Annotated in this window: 15 protein-coding genes; 6 read left to right on the forward strand and 9 right to left on the reverse strand. The window is 54.9% G+C overall.

Annotated elements, in window-relative coordinates; translation table 11 throughout:
• Positions 1–67 precede the first annotated feature (67 nt).
• Entirely contained in the window at positions 68–763 is a 696-nt protein-coding gene (gene bioD, locus ABIE11_RS02120; protein WP_100780285.1) for a dethiobiotin synthase, read from the forward strand.
• Between the two features lie 50 nt (positions 764–813).
• On the opposite strand, the gene osmV is transcribed toward bioD, so the two are convergent.
• The 7 genes from osmV to ABIE11_RS02155 all read right to left on the reverse strand — a co-directional run bounded on the left by osmV (position 814) and on the right by ABIE11_RS02155 (position 8040).
• On the reverse strand, positions 814–1962 hold the full coding sequence (gene osmV, locus ABIE11_RS02125) for an osmoprotectant ABC transporter ATP-binding protein OsmV (RefSeq protein WP_429183791.1): 1149 nt from the start codon (positions 1960–1962) through the stop codon (positions 814–816).
• Positions 1962–2609: an osmoprotectant ABC transporter permease OsmW gene (gene osmW, locus ABIE11_RS02130; RefSeq protein ID WP_100780283.1), complete on the reverse strand. Its 648-nt coding sequence runs from the start codon at positions 2607–2609 to the stop codon at positions 1962–1964. The genes osmV and osmW overlap by 1 nt, the downstream gene beginning before the upstream one ends.
• 9 nt (positions 2610–2618) lie before the next feature.
• Positions 2619–3518: an osmoprotectant ABC transporter substrate-binding protein OsmX gene (gene osmX, locus ABIE11_RS02135; protein WP_102103640.1), complete on the reverse strand. Its 900-nt coding sequence runs from the start codon at positions 3516–3518 to the stop codon at positions 2619–2621.
• Positions 3519–3536: 18 nt separating this feature from the next.
• Positions 3537–4250, reverse strand: a complete 714-nt coding sequence (gene osmY, locus ABIE11_RS02140; protein ID WP_100780281.1) for an osmoprotectant ABC transporter permease OsmY — start codon at positions 4248–4250, stop codon at positions 3537–3539.
• Positions 4251–4535: 285 nt separating this feature from the next.
• Positions 4536–5150, reverse strand: coding sequence for a Tat proofreading chaperone DmsD (gene dmsD / locus ABIE11_RS02145; RefSeq protein ID WP_429183794.1), 615 nt, complete (start codon positions 5148–5150; stop codon positions 4536–4538).
• 12 nt (positions 5151–5162) lie between these two features.
• The gene (gene ynfE, locus ABIE11_RS02150) at positions 5163–7601 is read right to left on the reverse strand and encodes a selenate/tellurate reductase subunit YnfE (protein WP_429183796.1); all 2439 of its coding nucleotides are present in this window, start codon (positions 7599–7601) and stop codon (positions 5163–5165) included.
• Between the two features lie 133 nt (positions 7602–7734).
• Positions 7735–8040, reverse strand: a complete 306-nt coding sequence (locus ABIE11_RS02155) for a DUF1161 domain-containing protein (protein WP_100780278.1) — start codon at positions 8038–8040, stop codon at positions 7735–7737.
• 337 nt (positions 8041–8377) lie between these two features.
• Between ABIE11_RS02155 and ABIE11_RS02160 the strand changes: the two genes are divergently transcribed.
• Positions 8378–9409 carry a methyltransferase gene (locus tag ABIE11_RS02160; protein ID WP_429183798.1) on the forward strand — a complete coding sequence of 344 codons (1032 nt, stop codon included), beginning with the start codon at positions 8378–8380 and terminating at the stop codon, positions 9407–9409.
• 108 nt (positions 9410–9517) lie between these two features.
• The gene (locus ABIE11_RS02165; protein WP_100780276.1) at positions 9518–10228 is read left to right on the forward strand and encodes a YnfC family lipoprotein; all 711 of its coding nucleotides are present in this window, start codon (positions 9518–9520) and stop codon (positions 10226–10228) included.
• Between the two features lie 55 nt (positions 10229–10283).
• Here the strand turns inward: ABIE11_RS02165 and speG are convergent, their stop codons facing one another.
• The gene (gene speG / locus ABIE11_RS02170) at positions 10284–10844 is read right to left on the reverse strand and encodes a spermidine N1-acetyltransferase (protein ID WP_100780275.1); all 561 of its coding nucleotides are present in this window, start codon (positions 10842–10844) and stop codon (positions 10284–10286) included.
• Between the two features lie 24 nt (positions 10845–10868).
• Positions 10869–11207: a DUF1283 family protein gene (locus ABIE11_RS02175; RefSeq protein WP_100780274.1), complete on the reverse strand. Its 339-nt coding sequence runs from the start codon at positions 11205–11207 to the stop codon at positions 10869–10871.
• Positions 11208–11346: 139 nt separating this feature from the next.
• Between ABIE11_RS02175 and ABIE11_RS02180 the strand changes: the two genes are divergently transcribed.
• The 3 genes from ABIE11_RS02180 to ABIE11_RS02190 all read left to right on the forward strand — a co-directional run bounded on the left by ABIE11_RS02180 (position 11347) and on the right by ABIE11_RS02190 (position 14302).
• Entirely contained in the window at positions 11347–11673 is a 327-nt protein-coding gene (locus ABIE11_RS02180) for a YnfA family protein (RefSeq protein WP_100780273.1), read from the forward strand.
• A 111-nt stretch (positions 11674–11784) separates the two neighbouring features.
• Positions 11785–12999: a starvation-sensing protein RspA gene (gene rspA / locus ABIE11_RS02185; RefSeq protein WP_102103644.1), complete on the forward strand. Its 1215-nt coding sequence runs from the start codon at positions 11785–11787 to the stop codon at positions 12997–12999.
• 19 nt (positions 13000–13018) lie between these two features.
• Positions 13019–14302 carry an MFS transporter gene (locus tag ABIE11_RS02190; protein WP_319418528.1) on the forward strand — a complete coding sequence of 428 codons (1284 nt, stop codon included), beginning with the start codon at positions 13019–13021 and terminating at the stop codon, positions 14300–14302.
• Positions 14303–14345: the final 43 nt, after the last annotated feature.

Below are 14345 nucleotides of genomic sequence, written 5' to 3' on the forward strand. Positions count from 1 at the left end.
CTCACTCCACTGAATTATTTACTTAGTTTATATTTTCAAAGCATATGCCCAAAAGGTGGAGTGAGTGATGCTTAAGCGTTTCTTTGTAACGGGTACTGATACTTCTGTCGGTAAGACGGTGGTGTCCCGCGCTTTGCTGCAGGCCCTGGCGGCAGGCGGTAAGAGTGTGGCAGGGTATAAACCGGTCGCGAAAGGAAGTAAAGAGACGCCAGAAGGACTACGCAATAAAGATGCGCTGGTGCTGCAAAGTGTCTCAAGCCTTGAACTGCCTTATCAGGCCATCAACCCGATCGCGCTGAGTGAAGACGAAAGTAGCGTCGCACACAGCGGTCTTATCAATTATTCCCTGTTGTCCAACGGGCTGGCGAATCTCAGCGATAGCGTCGATCACGTGGTGATCGAAGGCACCGGCGGCTGGCGCAGTCTGATGAACGATCTGCGTCCGTTATCGGAGTGGGTGGTGCAGGAACAATTGCCGGTGCTGATGGTTGTCGGTATTCAGGAAGGGTGCATTAACCACGCGTTGCTGACCGCGCAGGCCATTGCTAACGATGGTTTGCCGCTGATTGGTTGGGTCGCTAACCGCATCAACCCCGGTCTTGCCCATTACGCCGAAATCATCGACGTGTTGAGCAAAAAACTGCAGGGGCCGCTGGTGGGTGAACTGCCGTATCTGCCCCGCGCTGAGCAGCGCGATCTGGCGCGTTACATCGATCTGTCGATGCTGGACAGCACCTTTTCCGTTGAGAAGGTCGTCGCTTAACGTCGAAACCGGGCAGCAGTCCTGACTGCCCGGCTATTATCCGCAGTATTTTACGTGTCGCTGTGAATATTCAGCGCACGACGGGTTCGCCCTGAACTCAGATACTCCGCAATATAATCCTGCGAAATCTCACCGTTGTAACGACCCTCTTCATCTACGATCGGCATCCAGCTGGTGTTGCTCTCATACAGACGCGACAGAACAACGCGCAGGTTGTCTTCCGCTTTGCCCGTCATACGGAACGGATGCAGCATATCTGCGCAAGAGCCAGTGGCGTGACGCGCTTCGCGGCGCTTCACAAAGCCCAGCGGTTTGCCGTTGCCATCCACCACGGTGATGGCGCGGATGTCGTTGTCATCCATGGTGGCAAACGCCTCCGGCAGGGGGGTGGATTCGCGCACGGTGATCGTCGGCTGTTGATCCGTAACGTCACCCGCCGACACCAGCAGTAGGCGTTTCAGGGTGCGGTCCTGGCCGACGAAAGAGCCAACAAATTCATTCGCCGGTTTTGCCAGCAGTTCATCGGGGCTGGCGCACTGCACGATACGGCCCTGACGGAACACGGCAATACGGTCGCCGAGCTTCAGCGCTTCGTCAATATCGTGGCTGACCAGCATCACCGTCTTTTTCAGTTTGCGCTGCATCTCCAGGAACTGGTTCTGGATCACCTCGCGGTTGATCGGGTCTACCGCACCGAAAGGTTCATCCATCAGCAGTACCGGAGGATCCGCCGCCAGGGCGCGAATCACGCCGATACGCTGCTGCTGGCCGCCGGACATTTCGCGCGGATAGCGGTTGAGGAATTTATGCGGGTCCATCGCCACCATATCCATCAGCTCTTCAGCACGCGCTTTGCTGCGTGCCTTATCCCAGCCCAGCATGCGCGGCACCACGGTGATGTTCTCTTCGATGGTCATGTTCGGGAACAGACCAATCTGCTGGATCACGTAGCCGATATTGCGGCGCAGGGTGACGGTATCCATCTCGTTAGTATTTTCGCCGTTAATCAGAATAGCGCCGCTGCTTGGGGTAATCAGGCGGTTAATCATCTTCAGCGTGGTGGTTTTACCGCATCCTGACGGCCCCAGCAGGACGCACATTTCCCCTTCAGGAACGTTCAGGTTAACGTTGTCGACGGCCTTAAAGGTCTGGCCATTTTTCTGTGAAAATTGTTTGGTGAGGTTTTCCAGTTTTATCATTATCGAATCCCCTTCGGAGTCAGCACGACCTGCAGGCGATGGAGCAGCCAGTCGAGCACAATAGCTAAAAGACAAATCATTAAGGCACCGGCAATCAACATGCGAATGTCGCTTCCGCCGATACCGTTCAGCAACAGCAGCCCCAGACCACCCGCGCCAATCACGGCGGCGATAGCCATGACGCCGATATTCATCACCACGGCAGTACGAATGCCGCCGAAAATCACCGGCAGGGCCATTGGGATCTCCACCCAACGCAGGCGCTGCCAGAAGGTCATGCCGATTCCGCGTCCGGCTTCACGCAGACCGGGCGGCAGGCTGTCGAGCGCGGTGTGGGTGTTACGCACAATCGGCAGCAGCGAGTAAAGGAATACGGCGGTAACGGCGGGCAGGGCGCCAATACCCTGACCGATCAGCGAAAAGAGCGGAATCATCAGGCCGAAAAGGGCAATCGACGGAATGGTCAGAACAATGGTCGCGATGCCCAGCACCGGCGTCGCCAGCCATTTATGGCGCACGATTAAAATGCCCAGCGGCACGCCGGTCACAATCGCCAGTCCGACGGCTAATGCCACCAGCCACAGGTGCTGAAAGGTGAGGGTTAATAAATAATCCCAGTTATCAATAATGTAGTGAATGGTCTCCATAGCGCCTCCTTACAGCAGCTGCTTGCTACGCAGGAAATCACGGGCGACCTGCTGCGGTGACTGATGGTCGATATCAACCTTTTTATTCAGCTCGGTGATAACGTCGTTATTAAGCTGGCCGGAAAGGGTATTGAGCGCCTCTTCCAGACCGGGGTTGGCCGCGAGGGTGTCTTTGCGCACCACCGGCGTGACCGCATAGCTCGGGAAGAAGCCTTTATCATCTTCCAGCACTTTCAAATCGAAGCCTTTCACGCGCCCGTCGGTGGTGTAGATCAGGCCCGCATCGACAAAACCGTCGCGCACGGCGTTATACACAAGGCCAGGGTCCATCTGGCGGATTTGCGGACGGTCCAGTTCCATCTGATAGGCTTCCTGCAGCGGCTTCATGCCATCGCTGCGCCCGGCGAATTCCAGGTCTAAGCCCAGCAGCCAGTTGTTGTCCGGATCGGTTTTGCGGATCTGCTCAATTTTGGCCACCATCTCAGACATCGTGTTGATGTGCTCGGCTTCGGCGCGTTTACGTTGCATGGCGAACGCGTAGGTGTTGTTCATGTCCGCCGGTTTGAGCCACACCAGACCGTGTTTCGCGTCCAGGCGTTTCACCGTGTCGTAGGACTCCTGCGGCGACATGCGTTTGTTGATGTGGTTAAAGATAATCAGCGACGTCCCGGTGTACTCCCACGTCATATCAATCTGCTTGTTGATCATTGCATTCCGGGAAATGACCGTCGCTATATTGGTTTGCGGCTGAACCTGAAACCCTTTCTTTTGCAGATACTGTACGGTCATGGCAGATAAAATATGCTGCTCGGTAAAGCTCTTGGTCGCCAGAATCAGCGGTGCGGCCTGGGCCTGGCTGACCAACAGCGCGGCGGTAAACAGGGCCGCCAGGCGTGAAGACAGTCTCATACTTGCTCCTTGTTATTGTTATCGTGCGATATGTGGGCTCATCAGACGGCCCAGTGCAGCCAAAAGCGTATCCAGAATCAGCGCAAAGAGCGCCGTGGCCGCCGCACCCAGAATCAGGGTCGGGAAATCATTCAGATAGATGCCGGGGAAAATCAGCTCGCCGTAGCTGCTGGCACCGATCAGGAAGGCCAGCGGTGCGGTACCGACGTTGATCGCCGTGGCGATGCGGATCCCGGAGAGCATCACCGGCCAGGCGTTAGGGATCTCCACCTGACGCAGGCGCTGCCATTTGGTCATCCCGATACCGTTAGCGGCTTCGAGCAGTGAGGCGGGAACCGAGCACAATCCGGCATAGGTGTTACGCACAATCGGCAGCAGCGACGCCAGGAACAGCGCGATAATCGCCGGTTTGTCACCGATGCCGAGTACCACCATCGCCAGGGCCAGAACCGCCAGCGGTGGCAGGGTGTTGCCGACGTTAAAGATTTGCATCACGTATTCGGCGGTGCCACGCGCGGCCGGGCGGCTCAGTAATATTCCGCTCGGGATCCCGACTAACAGGGCAAAGAACATGGAAGAGAAAACTAAAATCAGGTGCTGCTGACCGAGATACAGCAGGTCAACCTGGCGCGCTTTGATCGTATCCAGCCCAATTCCCCAGGCGAGGAGAGCGAGAACTGCAATAATCGCGCCGATGAAAAGCAGCGTACGTGTCAGTAATGATGAGTGCATTGCGGTGTGTCTCCCTGTGCGCATGCGTTATAGCAACCCATTGATTGCCTGTTGTTATGCCATGTTTCGGCAGGGGTACATGACCTATAGCAAGCGATTGGGAAGGGTTCCAGCGGCATAGAAAATCAGTTCAGGGAAGATGGCAATGTAAACAGGGTGTTACGCCTTATGGAGTAAGGCCTCAGAGGATGCGGGCAGAATAGTCCTAAAGGTAAAACTTAATAAGTGACACCGTCACAAGTGAGGAGGTTCGCACGGCAAAGGAAGTGCCGTGCGAAGAGACAATTAGCGATACAACGGTTTGTCGGCGACCGGGATCAGCAGGGAAGATTGCCAGCTGGCCAGCGACTGGCGGGCAAGCTGAGCAAGGCCGACATAAAACGGATGACCGGCTTCTTCAATGAATACCGTCAAAAAGCGCTGGCTCCACGGCAGCAAATGCCATGCCAGGAGTTGATCGCGCTCGGCGTCGCGTCCATTTTCGGCAAGCCAGGCGGCCAGCATCAGCAGCGTGCCGAAATGGTCTTCCGGCTCGTTTTGCTGTACCTCGAAAGCGATGGCGTTTTCCCGCATCCACTGGCGCAGGGCCAGCGTCGAATCGCCAAACAGCACCGATTCACGATCGAGCCACACGGAACCCCACGGCGGTGCAGGCAACGCCCACGGGCCGATGAACAGACGCTGCCAGGCATCTGCCAGCGGTTCATCGGTGGTGGTGCGCAAGGTCTCAGCGACGGGCCGTAAATCGTCCTGCGTCAGCGGCCAGTCCAGGTGCCAGTCGCTGGTGGTCAACGCTGCCACCAGTGGAGCGGCCTGCTCGCTGTCGGGTGAAAAATAAAACAAGGCTCCCAACACCCGGGCACTCAGTGCGAAAGATTCGCGCGGTAACACTTCATTCATAACAACGTTCCTTTAAACCTTCTCGATCTGCACCAGGTTGGTGTGCTGCGGGTTGCCTTTCGCCAGCGGCGACGGGCGGTGTGTGGTCAGGGTGTTGATGCACGAACCGTGATCGACACGATCACCGCTCATATTAGCATCGTGCCATGCGCCCTGGCCCATCGCGCTGACGCCAGGCATGATGCGCGGCGTCACTTTTACCGGAATACGCACCTCGCCACGGGCGTTAAACACCCGCACCAGATCGCCATTTTTAATGCCACGCTGATCGGCATCAACCGGGTTAAGCCACACTTCCTGACGGCAGGCGGCCTGTAAGATATCAATATTACCGTAGCTGGAGTGGGTGCGAGCCTTAAAGTGGAAACCAAACAACTGCAGCGGGAACTTGCTGCGCTCCGGTGCGTCCCAGCCGTCAAAGGTTGAGGCGTACACCGGCAGCGGACTGATGGTTTCGTCTTTTTCCAGCTCCCAGCTGCTGGCAATTTTCGCCAGCTGGCTGGAGTAGATCTCAATTTTGCCCGACGGCGTTTTCAGCGGATTGGCCTGCGGGTCGTCGCGGAATTGCTTGTACGCCACAAAGTGGCCGTTCGGATCTTTGCGCTTGTAAATGCCCATCTCTTTGAGGGCGTCGTAGGAGGGCAGCTGTGGATCTTTCTCAAGCATTTTCGCGTACAGCAGTTTTAACCACTCTTCCTGTGTACGCCCTTCGGTGAACTGCTGATAGACTTCCGGCCCCAGGCGCTTCGCCACTTCGCTCATGATCCAGTAGATCGGTTTACGCTCAAATTTCGGCGCGGTGACGGGCTGGAGGAAAATCAGATAGCCCATGTTACCCGCGTAGTCGTTAGGAATAATATCTTCCTGTTCGACGGTCATCAGATCGGGCAACAGAATATCGGCGTATTTCGCCGACGAGGTCATAAAGTTATCGATCACCACAATGGTTTCGCACAGGCTTTCGTCCTGCAAAATATCGTGGGTTTTGTTGATATCGGAATGCTGGTTAGTGATGGTGTTACCGGCATAGTTCCAGATGAATTTAATCGGCACATCCAGCTTATCTTTGCCGCGCACACCGTCGCGGGTGGCGGTCATCTCCGGGCCACGCACAATGGCATCGGTCCAGCTGAAGCAGGAGATCTGGGTTTTGACCGGGTTATCCGGGAGCGGCATCCGCTCAATGGTGATGGTGTAGGTGGATTCACGGGCACCGCTGTTGCCGCCGTTGATCCCGACGTTGCCGGTCAGAATGGGCAGCATGGCGATGGCGCGGGATGTCAGTTCGCCGTTGGCCTGACGCTGTGGTCCCCATCCCTGGCAAATATACGCCGGTTTTGTGCTACCGATTTCCCGGGCGAGTTTGATGATTCTGTCAGCGGGAATACCGGTGATGCGTGACGCCCATTGCGGCGTTTTGGCCGTACCGTCTTCGCCCTGGCCGAGAATATAGGCTTTGTAGTGGCCGTTTGCGGGCGCATCGGCGGGCAGCGTTTTTTCGTCGTAGCCGACGCAATAGGTGTCGAGGAAGGGCTGATCGACCAGGTTTTCGTCGATTAATACCCAGGCAATACCCGCGACCAGCGCGGCGTCGGTGCCTGGGCGGATTGGAATCCACTCATCTTCGCGTCCTGCGGCGGTATCGGTGTAGCGCGGATCGATGACGATCATGCGCGCATTTGAGCGTTCACGCGCCTGTTCCAGAAAATAGGTGATCCCGCCGCCGCTCATACGTGTTTCCGCCGGATTGTTGCCAAACATCACCACCAGTTTGGTGTTTTCGATATCCGAGGTGCTGTTGCCGTCATTGGAGCCGTAGGTGTAAGGCATGGCGCAGGCGATTTGCGCGGTGCTGTAGGTGCCGTAGTGGCTGAGAAATCCGCCGTAGCAGTTCATCAGCCGCGCCACCAGCGAGGCATACGGCGAGGAGCGGGTAATGTTGCCGCCGACGATGCCGGAAGAGTAGTTGATATACACGGCTTCGTTGCCGTATTTCTCCACCACGCCTTTAAGGCTGCGGGTGATCGTTTCAAGGGCTTCATCCCAGCTGATACGCTCAAACTTGCCTTCACCGCGCTTGCCGACGCGCTTCATCGGGTAGTTAAGACGGTCGGGATGGTTGATTCTGCGACGGATCGAGCGGCCACGTAAACAGGCGCGCACCTGATGATTGCCGTAGATATCCTCGCCGGTGTTGTCGGTTTCAACCCAGTAAACTTCGTCGTCGCGGACGTGTAGTCGCAGGGCGCAGCGGCTGCCACAGTTCACTGAGCAGGCGCCCCAGACCACTTTATCCGCGGCAGGCTGTACCGCCTGTTGTACGGCAGCAGCGGCACTTTTCAGACCGAAGGGTAGTGAAATCCCTCCGGCAGCGAGCGCCAGAGAGCCAATTGCAGTGGATTTAACGAGAGTTCGACGGCTGATCCCGCCGTGATGTTCGATATCGGACATGACTCACTCCATCTTTGTCATTGCGTAGGGTTTTACCCGCGATAAGAACCGGGGTAATGATGGAGTGAGTTTTACCTATTCAGGGGTAATAAACATTAATCCTTATCAAGCTAAGGGAATTCCCGCAGATAAATTACTGCGGTTCGTTCGGCGCATTGTCTTGCGTCCCCGCGCCACCCGCAGGTGCGCTGCTGCTGCCGGTACGGGTGTAGAGAATTTTAAAGGTATCGTTCGCGCAATGTCCCACCACCTGCGCATCCGCCTGGTCGGCCTGATCGTTTGGCACAATGTTCAGGCTAAAACCGGATTCAGGCACGCCGTTATTGATAATGCGTTGCTGAATATCACTTTTCACGCGCTCGCACGAGTCGGGGGCGGCCAGAACAGCAGGGGAAATGCCTGCTAACAGCAGCGCGGTAATCCAGGGTAACCGTTTCATGTGTGGCTCCTTTTCTCTGTGTGTAAGTCTTATTTTAGCAGGCATAATGTAAATAGTTGTATTGCCGCGAAATTTTCTGAAAAATCCGAGAGCGAATTTAATTCTGGTTAAGTGCGCGATGTGATTATTTAAGCGAGCGATGAGTAGCCTTCTAATAAATCCATTCGTTGGCCATATTCCTGTACATTATTTATTTTGAATGTGGATTTTAATTTCCAGCGTCGTCGATGAAAATAAAATTGAGCGAGTGGCTTATTTAATTATGCCCGTTAGGCTTATTGGCTGACGTTTCATTTTAATTCTGTGCTTTTAAATTTTACGGAACAGGAGAAATAAAATGTTAAGCCAAAAAAGTTTGACGGAAAAAGAGCGTCAGGATGGAATGTATGTGTTAGAGCAGTGCATGGGATTTGTCTGGCAGGCTGCCCTGCGTACCGCTGCGTTATTACGGGTCGCGGATCATCTTAAAGACGAAGATAAAACCGCTGAGCAGCTCGCGCAGGAGCTGAATGTCGATGCCGGCTATCTGTATCGGGTCATGCGAACCCTGGCCTCTCGCGAAGTGTTTAGCATGACTGACGATGGTCTGTTTACCCTGACCCCCGCCGCACAGTTTTTGCGGTCTGACACCCCGTACTCCTTGCGCGAAGCCGTGCTGATGTTAACGGATAAAACCCTCTGGCAGCCCGCCGGGGAGATGACGGATATCGTGAAAGGCAGGCCGGTCTTTAACGAATTATTTGGTATGCCGTTTTATGAGTACTGGGGAACGAAAAAAACACCGTCAGGCGACGACGGTTTTCATGCCGGGATGGCCTCGATGTCGAGCGTCGAAAACGACATGCTGGCCGATAATTATCATTTCCCGGAAAATGCCACGGTCGTTGATATAGCCGGTGGGCTGGGGAATCTTTTATTGACGGTTTTGCGACGCAATCCCACTCTGCACGGTATTCTATTTGATCGCCACAACGTAGTTAGCGAAAACAGTTTGCATTTATTAGGCAATACATCCCGCTGGGAAACCATAGCAGGGAGTTTTTTCGAAGCCTGCCCGGTGGCGGATATTTATATGCTGAAATATATTTTGATGGACTGGCCAGACGAAAAAGCCAGCCAGATATTACAAACCTGTCGTAAAGCGATGAAAGCCAGTTCCCGCTTATTAATTCTGGAGCCGCTGATCAAAGAGCAAGATAACGAGCAGGGAAGGTATGAAATTGATCTTCTCTTGCTGTCGGGTTTCGACGGCGGACGTGCTCGCACCGAGAAAGAGTATGCAGACTTGTTAGGTCACGCCGGGCTGAAGATAAACCGGGTGATCCACACACCGTCCTATTTATCCATTGTGGAGGCGGTACCGGCCTGACGCGTCGCCGGGTTCACAAATGTCATCATTGCTGCTGTGTTTCGCTAAAAAGTAACCCTTTGTATTTGCTAATATGTGAGGTAATAATGTTCACGCATCGGTGAGAATGTGAAGAAACTAGCAGTAATGATTGCGCTGACAGGTGTGCTGGCGGGGTGTGATAACGCCTCCGCGCCGCTGTCGTTTACGCCGGAGATGGCCAGCTTTTCGAACGAATTTGATTTTGATCCCCTGCGCGGGCCGGTAAAAGACTTCACCCAGACGCTGTTCAATGAGAAAGGGGAAGTGAGTAAACGCGTCACAGGATCGCTCTCGCAGGAGGGGTGTTTCGATACCCTGGAGTTGCACGATCTGGACGCGAACACCGGCGTGGCGCTGGTGCTGGACGCCAATTTTTATCTGGATGCAGAAACCCAGCAGCAAAAAATAAAGCTGCAGGGGAAATGCCAGCTGGCTGAGCTGCCCTCGGCGGGCGTGACATGGGATACGGACGATAACGGATTTATCGTCACGGCACACGGCAAGGCGATGGAAGTGAAGTACCGCTACGACGCTGATGGCTATCCGCTGGGTAAAACCACGGTGTCAGGCGATCAGCATCTGTCGGTGTCGGCCACCCCGTCGAACGATAAGCGCAAAAAGCTCGATTACTCTGCCGTCAGCCTGCTTAACGACAAACCGCTAGGGTCGGTGAAACAGAGCTGTGATTACGATCGCCACAATAACCCGGTAAGTTGCGAGTTACATATTGTGGATGACAGCGTGAAACCGGCGGTGGCGCACAAGTACACCATTAAAAACAGTATTGAATATTACTGACTGGCAGGTTTTGTAAGCCGGGTGGGGCGAAGCCGCTACCCGGCGTAAAAACGCGTCACTGTGCGGTGGGTTTCAGAAGCTGGCTTCCGGTCGCTCTGTGTTCTGCCAGGTAGCGGTCCTGGAAAATACACATGCGAATGGTGTTGCGGTACTCACCGTTGATAAAGAACTCGTGAATCAGTTCGCCTTCAACCATAAACCCGAGTTTACGGTAAATATGGATGGCTTTTTCATTCTCTTTATCGACGATCAGATAAAGCTTATACAGGTTGAGCACCGTAAATCCGTAATCCATCGCCAGTTTCGCCGCCCGGGTGGCAAGGCCTTTCCCCTGGTATTCCGGCGAAATAATGATCTGAAACTCCGCCCGGCGGTGGACGTGGTTAATCTCAACCAGTTCGACCAGACCGGCTTTTTCTCCGTCGCACTCGACAACGAAACGGCGCTCGCTCTGGTCGTGAATATGTTTATCGTACAGATCCGACAGCTCAACAAACGCCTCGTAAGGCTCTTCGAACCAGTAACGCATGACGCTGGCGTTATTATCGAGCTGGTGAACGAAGCGCAAATCCTCGCGCTCCAGCGGTCTGAGTTTTACCGTTAACGGGCTGGCCATAATCATCCTTTCTGGCTGTCGAAATTAAGGCGCGACCGAACGACCGGTACGACGATCCAGGCAGCGCAGGGTATTCGGTTCCCAGTAAGCATTCACGTTCGCGCTTTGCTGGCATTTATCACGCATATCAAAAGCGACATCATCTTTGTCCCACTCTTTTTCAACGCGTTTGTTAACTTTCTGGCGAAGGCTGCGGGTGTCATTCCATTGTTCTTTATCCATTGCGGCATTCTGACGGCTCTGCGCGCTGTCACCCGACTCAATGATCAGTTTGCTGGTGTTGGCGGAGGCGGGGGCCGTAAAGGCGAACGCCGTCAGGGAGAGCATGGCCGCCAGACAGAAGCGTTTGCGTAATGTACTCATTGCATGTTCCTTGTAGTGGGTTTACCCAGGGTCAATTCTACACCAATCTGAAAAGGTGGCATACCCACGCGGCAGGCAGGGTAATGGTCGCGCCATTATCGCGTATCATGGTTAAACCTATTCTCACTCACTCGTCAAAATGATTAAAACAACCTTACTTTTCTTTGCGACCGCGCTGTGCGAAATCCTCGGCTGCTTCCTGCCGTACCTGTGGCTGAAACGTGGGGCATCGGTATTGCTATTACTTCCGGCGGGGATCGCGCTGGCGCTGTTTGTCTGGCTATTGACGTTACACCCGGCGGCCAGCGGGCGCGTATATGCCGCTTACGGCGGTGTTTATGTCTGCACGGCGCTTGTCTGGCTGCGGGTGGTCGATGGCGTGAAGCTCAGCGCCTACGACTGGGCAGGCGCGCTGATTGCACTGTGTGGGATGTTGATCATCGTGGCAGGCTGGGGGCGTGCATAAGCGCCTTTGTTTTGTGATCTGTGGAAGATTTTTTGATCACTATACTTGTATGGTAGTTGCGTAATTAAGTAAGTTCCTTGCATCACACTGAGCGATGTAAGGAACTGGATCATGAAAATTGTCGGGGCCGAAGTCTTTGTCACCTGCCCGGGTCGTAATTTTGTCACCCTTAAAATCACCACGGACGATGGGATCGTCGGCCTGGGTGATGCCACCTTAAATGGACGGGAGCTTTCTGTTGCCTCCTATCTGAAAGATCACCTTTGCCCGCAGCTGATTGGCCGCGATGCGCACCGCATCGAAGATATCTGGCAGTTCTTCTATAAAGGTGCCTACTGGCGGCGCGGGCCAGTCACCATGTCGGCGATTTCCGCTGTCGATATGGCCCTGTGGGATATCAAAGCCAAAGCCGCCGGTATGCCGCTGTATCAGCTGCTGGGTGGTGCGTCGCGCGAAGGAGTCATGGTTTATTGCCACACCACCGGGCACACCATCGATGATGTGCTGGAAGATTACGCGCGTCACAAAGAGATGGGTTTCAAGGCGATCCGCGTGCAGTGCGGCGTTCCGGGCATGAAAACCACCTACGGCATGGCGAAAGGGAAAGGGCTGGCCTACGAACCGGCGACCAAAGGCGACTGGCCTGAAGAGCAGCTGTGGTCCACGGAAAAATACCTCGATTTCACCCCTAAACTGTTCGACGCTGTGCGCAACCAGTTCGGCTTTAACGAGCATCTTCTGCATGACATGCATCACCGCCTGACCCCCATCGAGGCGGCCCGTTTCGGCAAGAGCATCGAACAATACCGCATGTTCTGGATGGAAGATCCGACGCCCGCCGAAAACCAGGAGTGCTTCCGCCTTATCCGCCAGCACACGGTCACACCGATTGCCGTCGGGGAGGTGTTCAACAGTATCTGGGACTGCAAACAGCTGATCGAAGAGCAGCTGATCGATTATATCCGCACCACCATTACCCACGCGGGCGGGATCACCGGGATGCGCCGGATTGCGGATTTCGCCTCGCTTTATCAGGTGCGCACCGGCTCGCACGGCCCGTCGGATCTGTCGCCGATTTGCCACGCCGCCGCGCTGCATTTCGACCTGTGGGTGCCGAACTTTGGCGTTCAGGAGTACATGGGCTATTCCGAGCAAATGCTGGAGGTTTTCCCGCACAGCTGGAGCTTCGATAACGGCTATATGCATCCAGGCGATAAGCCGGGTCTCGGCATTGAGTTTGATGAAAAACTGGCCGCCAAATACCCGTACGACCCGGCGTATCTGCCGGTCGCCCGCCTGGAAGATGGCACCTTGTGGAACTGGTAAATTGAGATCGGGAGTCCGTATGACAACTGAAACTATCAATACAGAAAGTTTAACCAAGCCTGCGCGGATTAAAAAAATCCAGACCCTCACTCTGGTGCTGTTATTCCTGGCAGGGATTGTCAATTTTCTGGACCGCTCCTCACTGAGCGTGGCCGGTGAAGCCATTCGCGGTGACATGGGGCTGTCGGCAACAGAATTTGGCTTTTTGCTTTCCGCATTTTCACTTTCGTACGGACTGGCGCAACTGCCTTCCGGCATATTGCTCGATCGTTACGGCCCACGACTGGTGTTGGGCGCAGGCGTGATCTTCTGGTCATTGATGCAGGCCCTGACGGGCATGGTGAACTCCTTTAGCCATTTTATCCTGTTGCGCATTGGCTTAGGGATTGGCGAAGCGCCCTTTATGCCTGCCGGGGTGAAATCCATCACCGACTGGTATGTGCAAAAAGAGCGGGGGACCGCGCTGGGGATTTTTAACTCATCCACCGTCCTGGGCCAGGCCATTGCGCCACCGATCCTGGTGACAATGCAAATCCTCTGGGGCTGGCGGGCCATGTTCGTGATCATTGGTCTGCTGGGTGTGATAGTCGGCGTCTGCTGGTACGCCTGGTATCGCAACCGCGCGCAGTTCGCTTTCCAGCCGGAAGAACGTGAATACCTTTCCGCGCCGGTAAAACCGCGCCCAACGTTACGTTTTAGCGAATGGAGTGCGTTGTTCAAACGCCGCACCACCTGGGGAATGATTTTAGGGTTCTCTGGCGTGAACTACACCGGCTGGTTGTATATCGCCTGGCTGCCCGGCTATCTGCAGGCCCAGCAGGGCTTTAGCCTGGCAAAGACCGGCTGGGTTTCGGCGATCCCGTTCCTGGCGGCAGCCGTCGGGATGTGGGTCAACGGACTGGTGGTCGATGCACTTGCCAAAAAAGGCTATGACCTCGCCAAAACGCGCAAAACGGCGATTGTGGTGGGATTGATTCTGTCGGCTTTAGGCACTTTGCTGGTCGTGCAATCGTCGTCCCCGGCGGAAGCCGTCACCTTTATTTCGTTAGCCCTGTTTTGCGTCCACTTTGCCGGAACCTCCGCGTGGGGCCTGGTACAGGTGATGGTCGCTGAAAGCAAAGTCGCCTCCGTTGCCGCCATCCAGAACTTCGGCAGCTTTGTTTTTGCCTCGTTCGCGCCGGTCGTGACCGGCTGGATCGTCGATAAAACGCATTCCTTTAATCTCGCCCTGGTGGTCGCGGCCTGCGTCACCTTTGTTGGGGCGATGTGTTATCTCTTTATTGTTAAACACAGGATTGATTAATTTCTTAATAACAACGCGTTATGTAAGAAAGGGATCGGTCAGG

The sequence above is a fragment of the Lelliottia sp. 489 genome (genome assembly GCF_050435885.1).
GTDB classification, from domain to species: Bacteria; Pseudomonadota; Gammaproteobacteria; order Enterobacterales; family Enterobacteriaceae; genus Enterobacter; species Enterobacter nimipressuralis.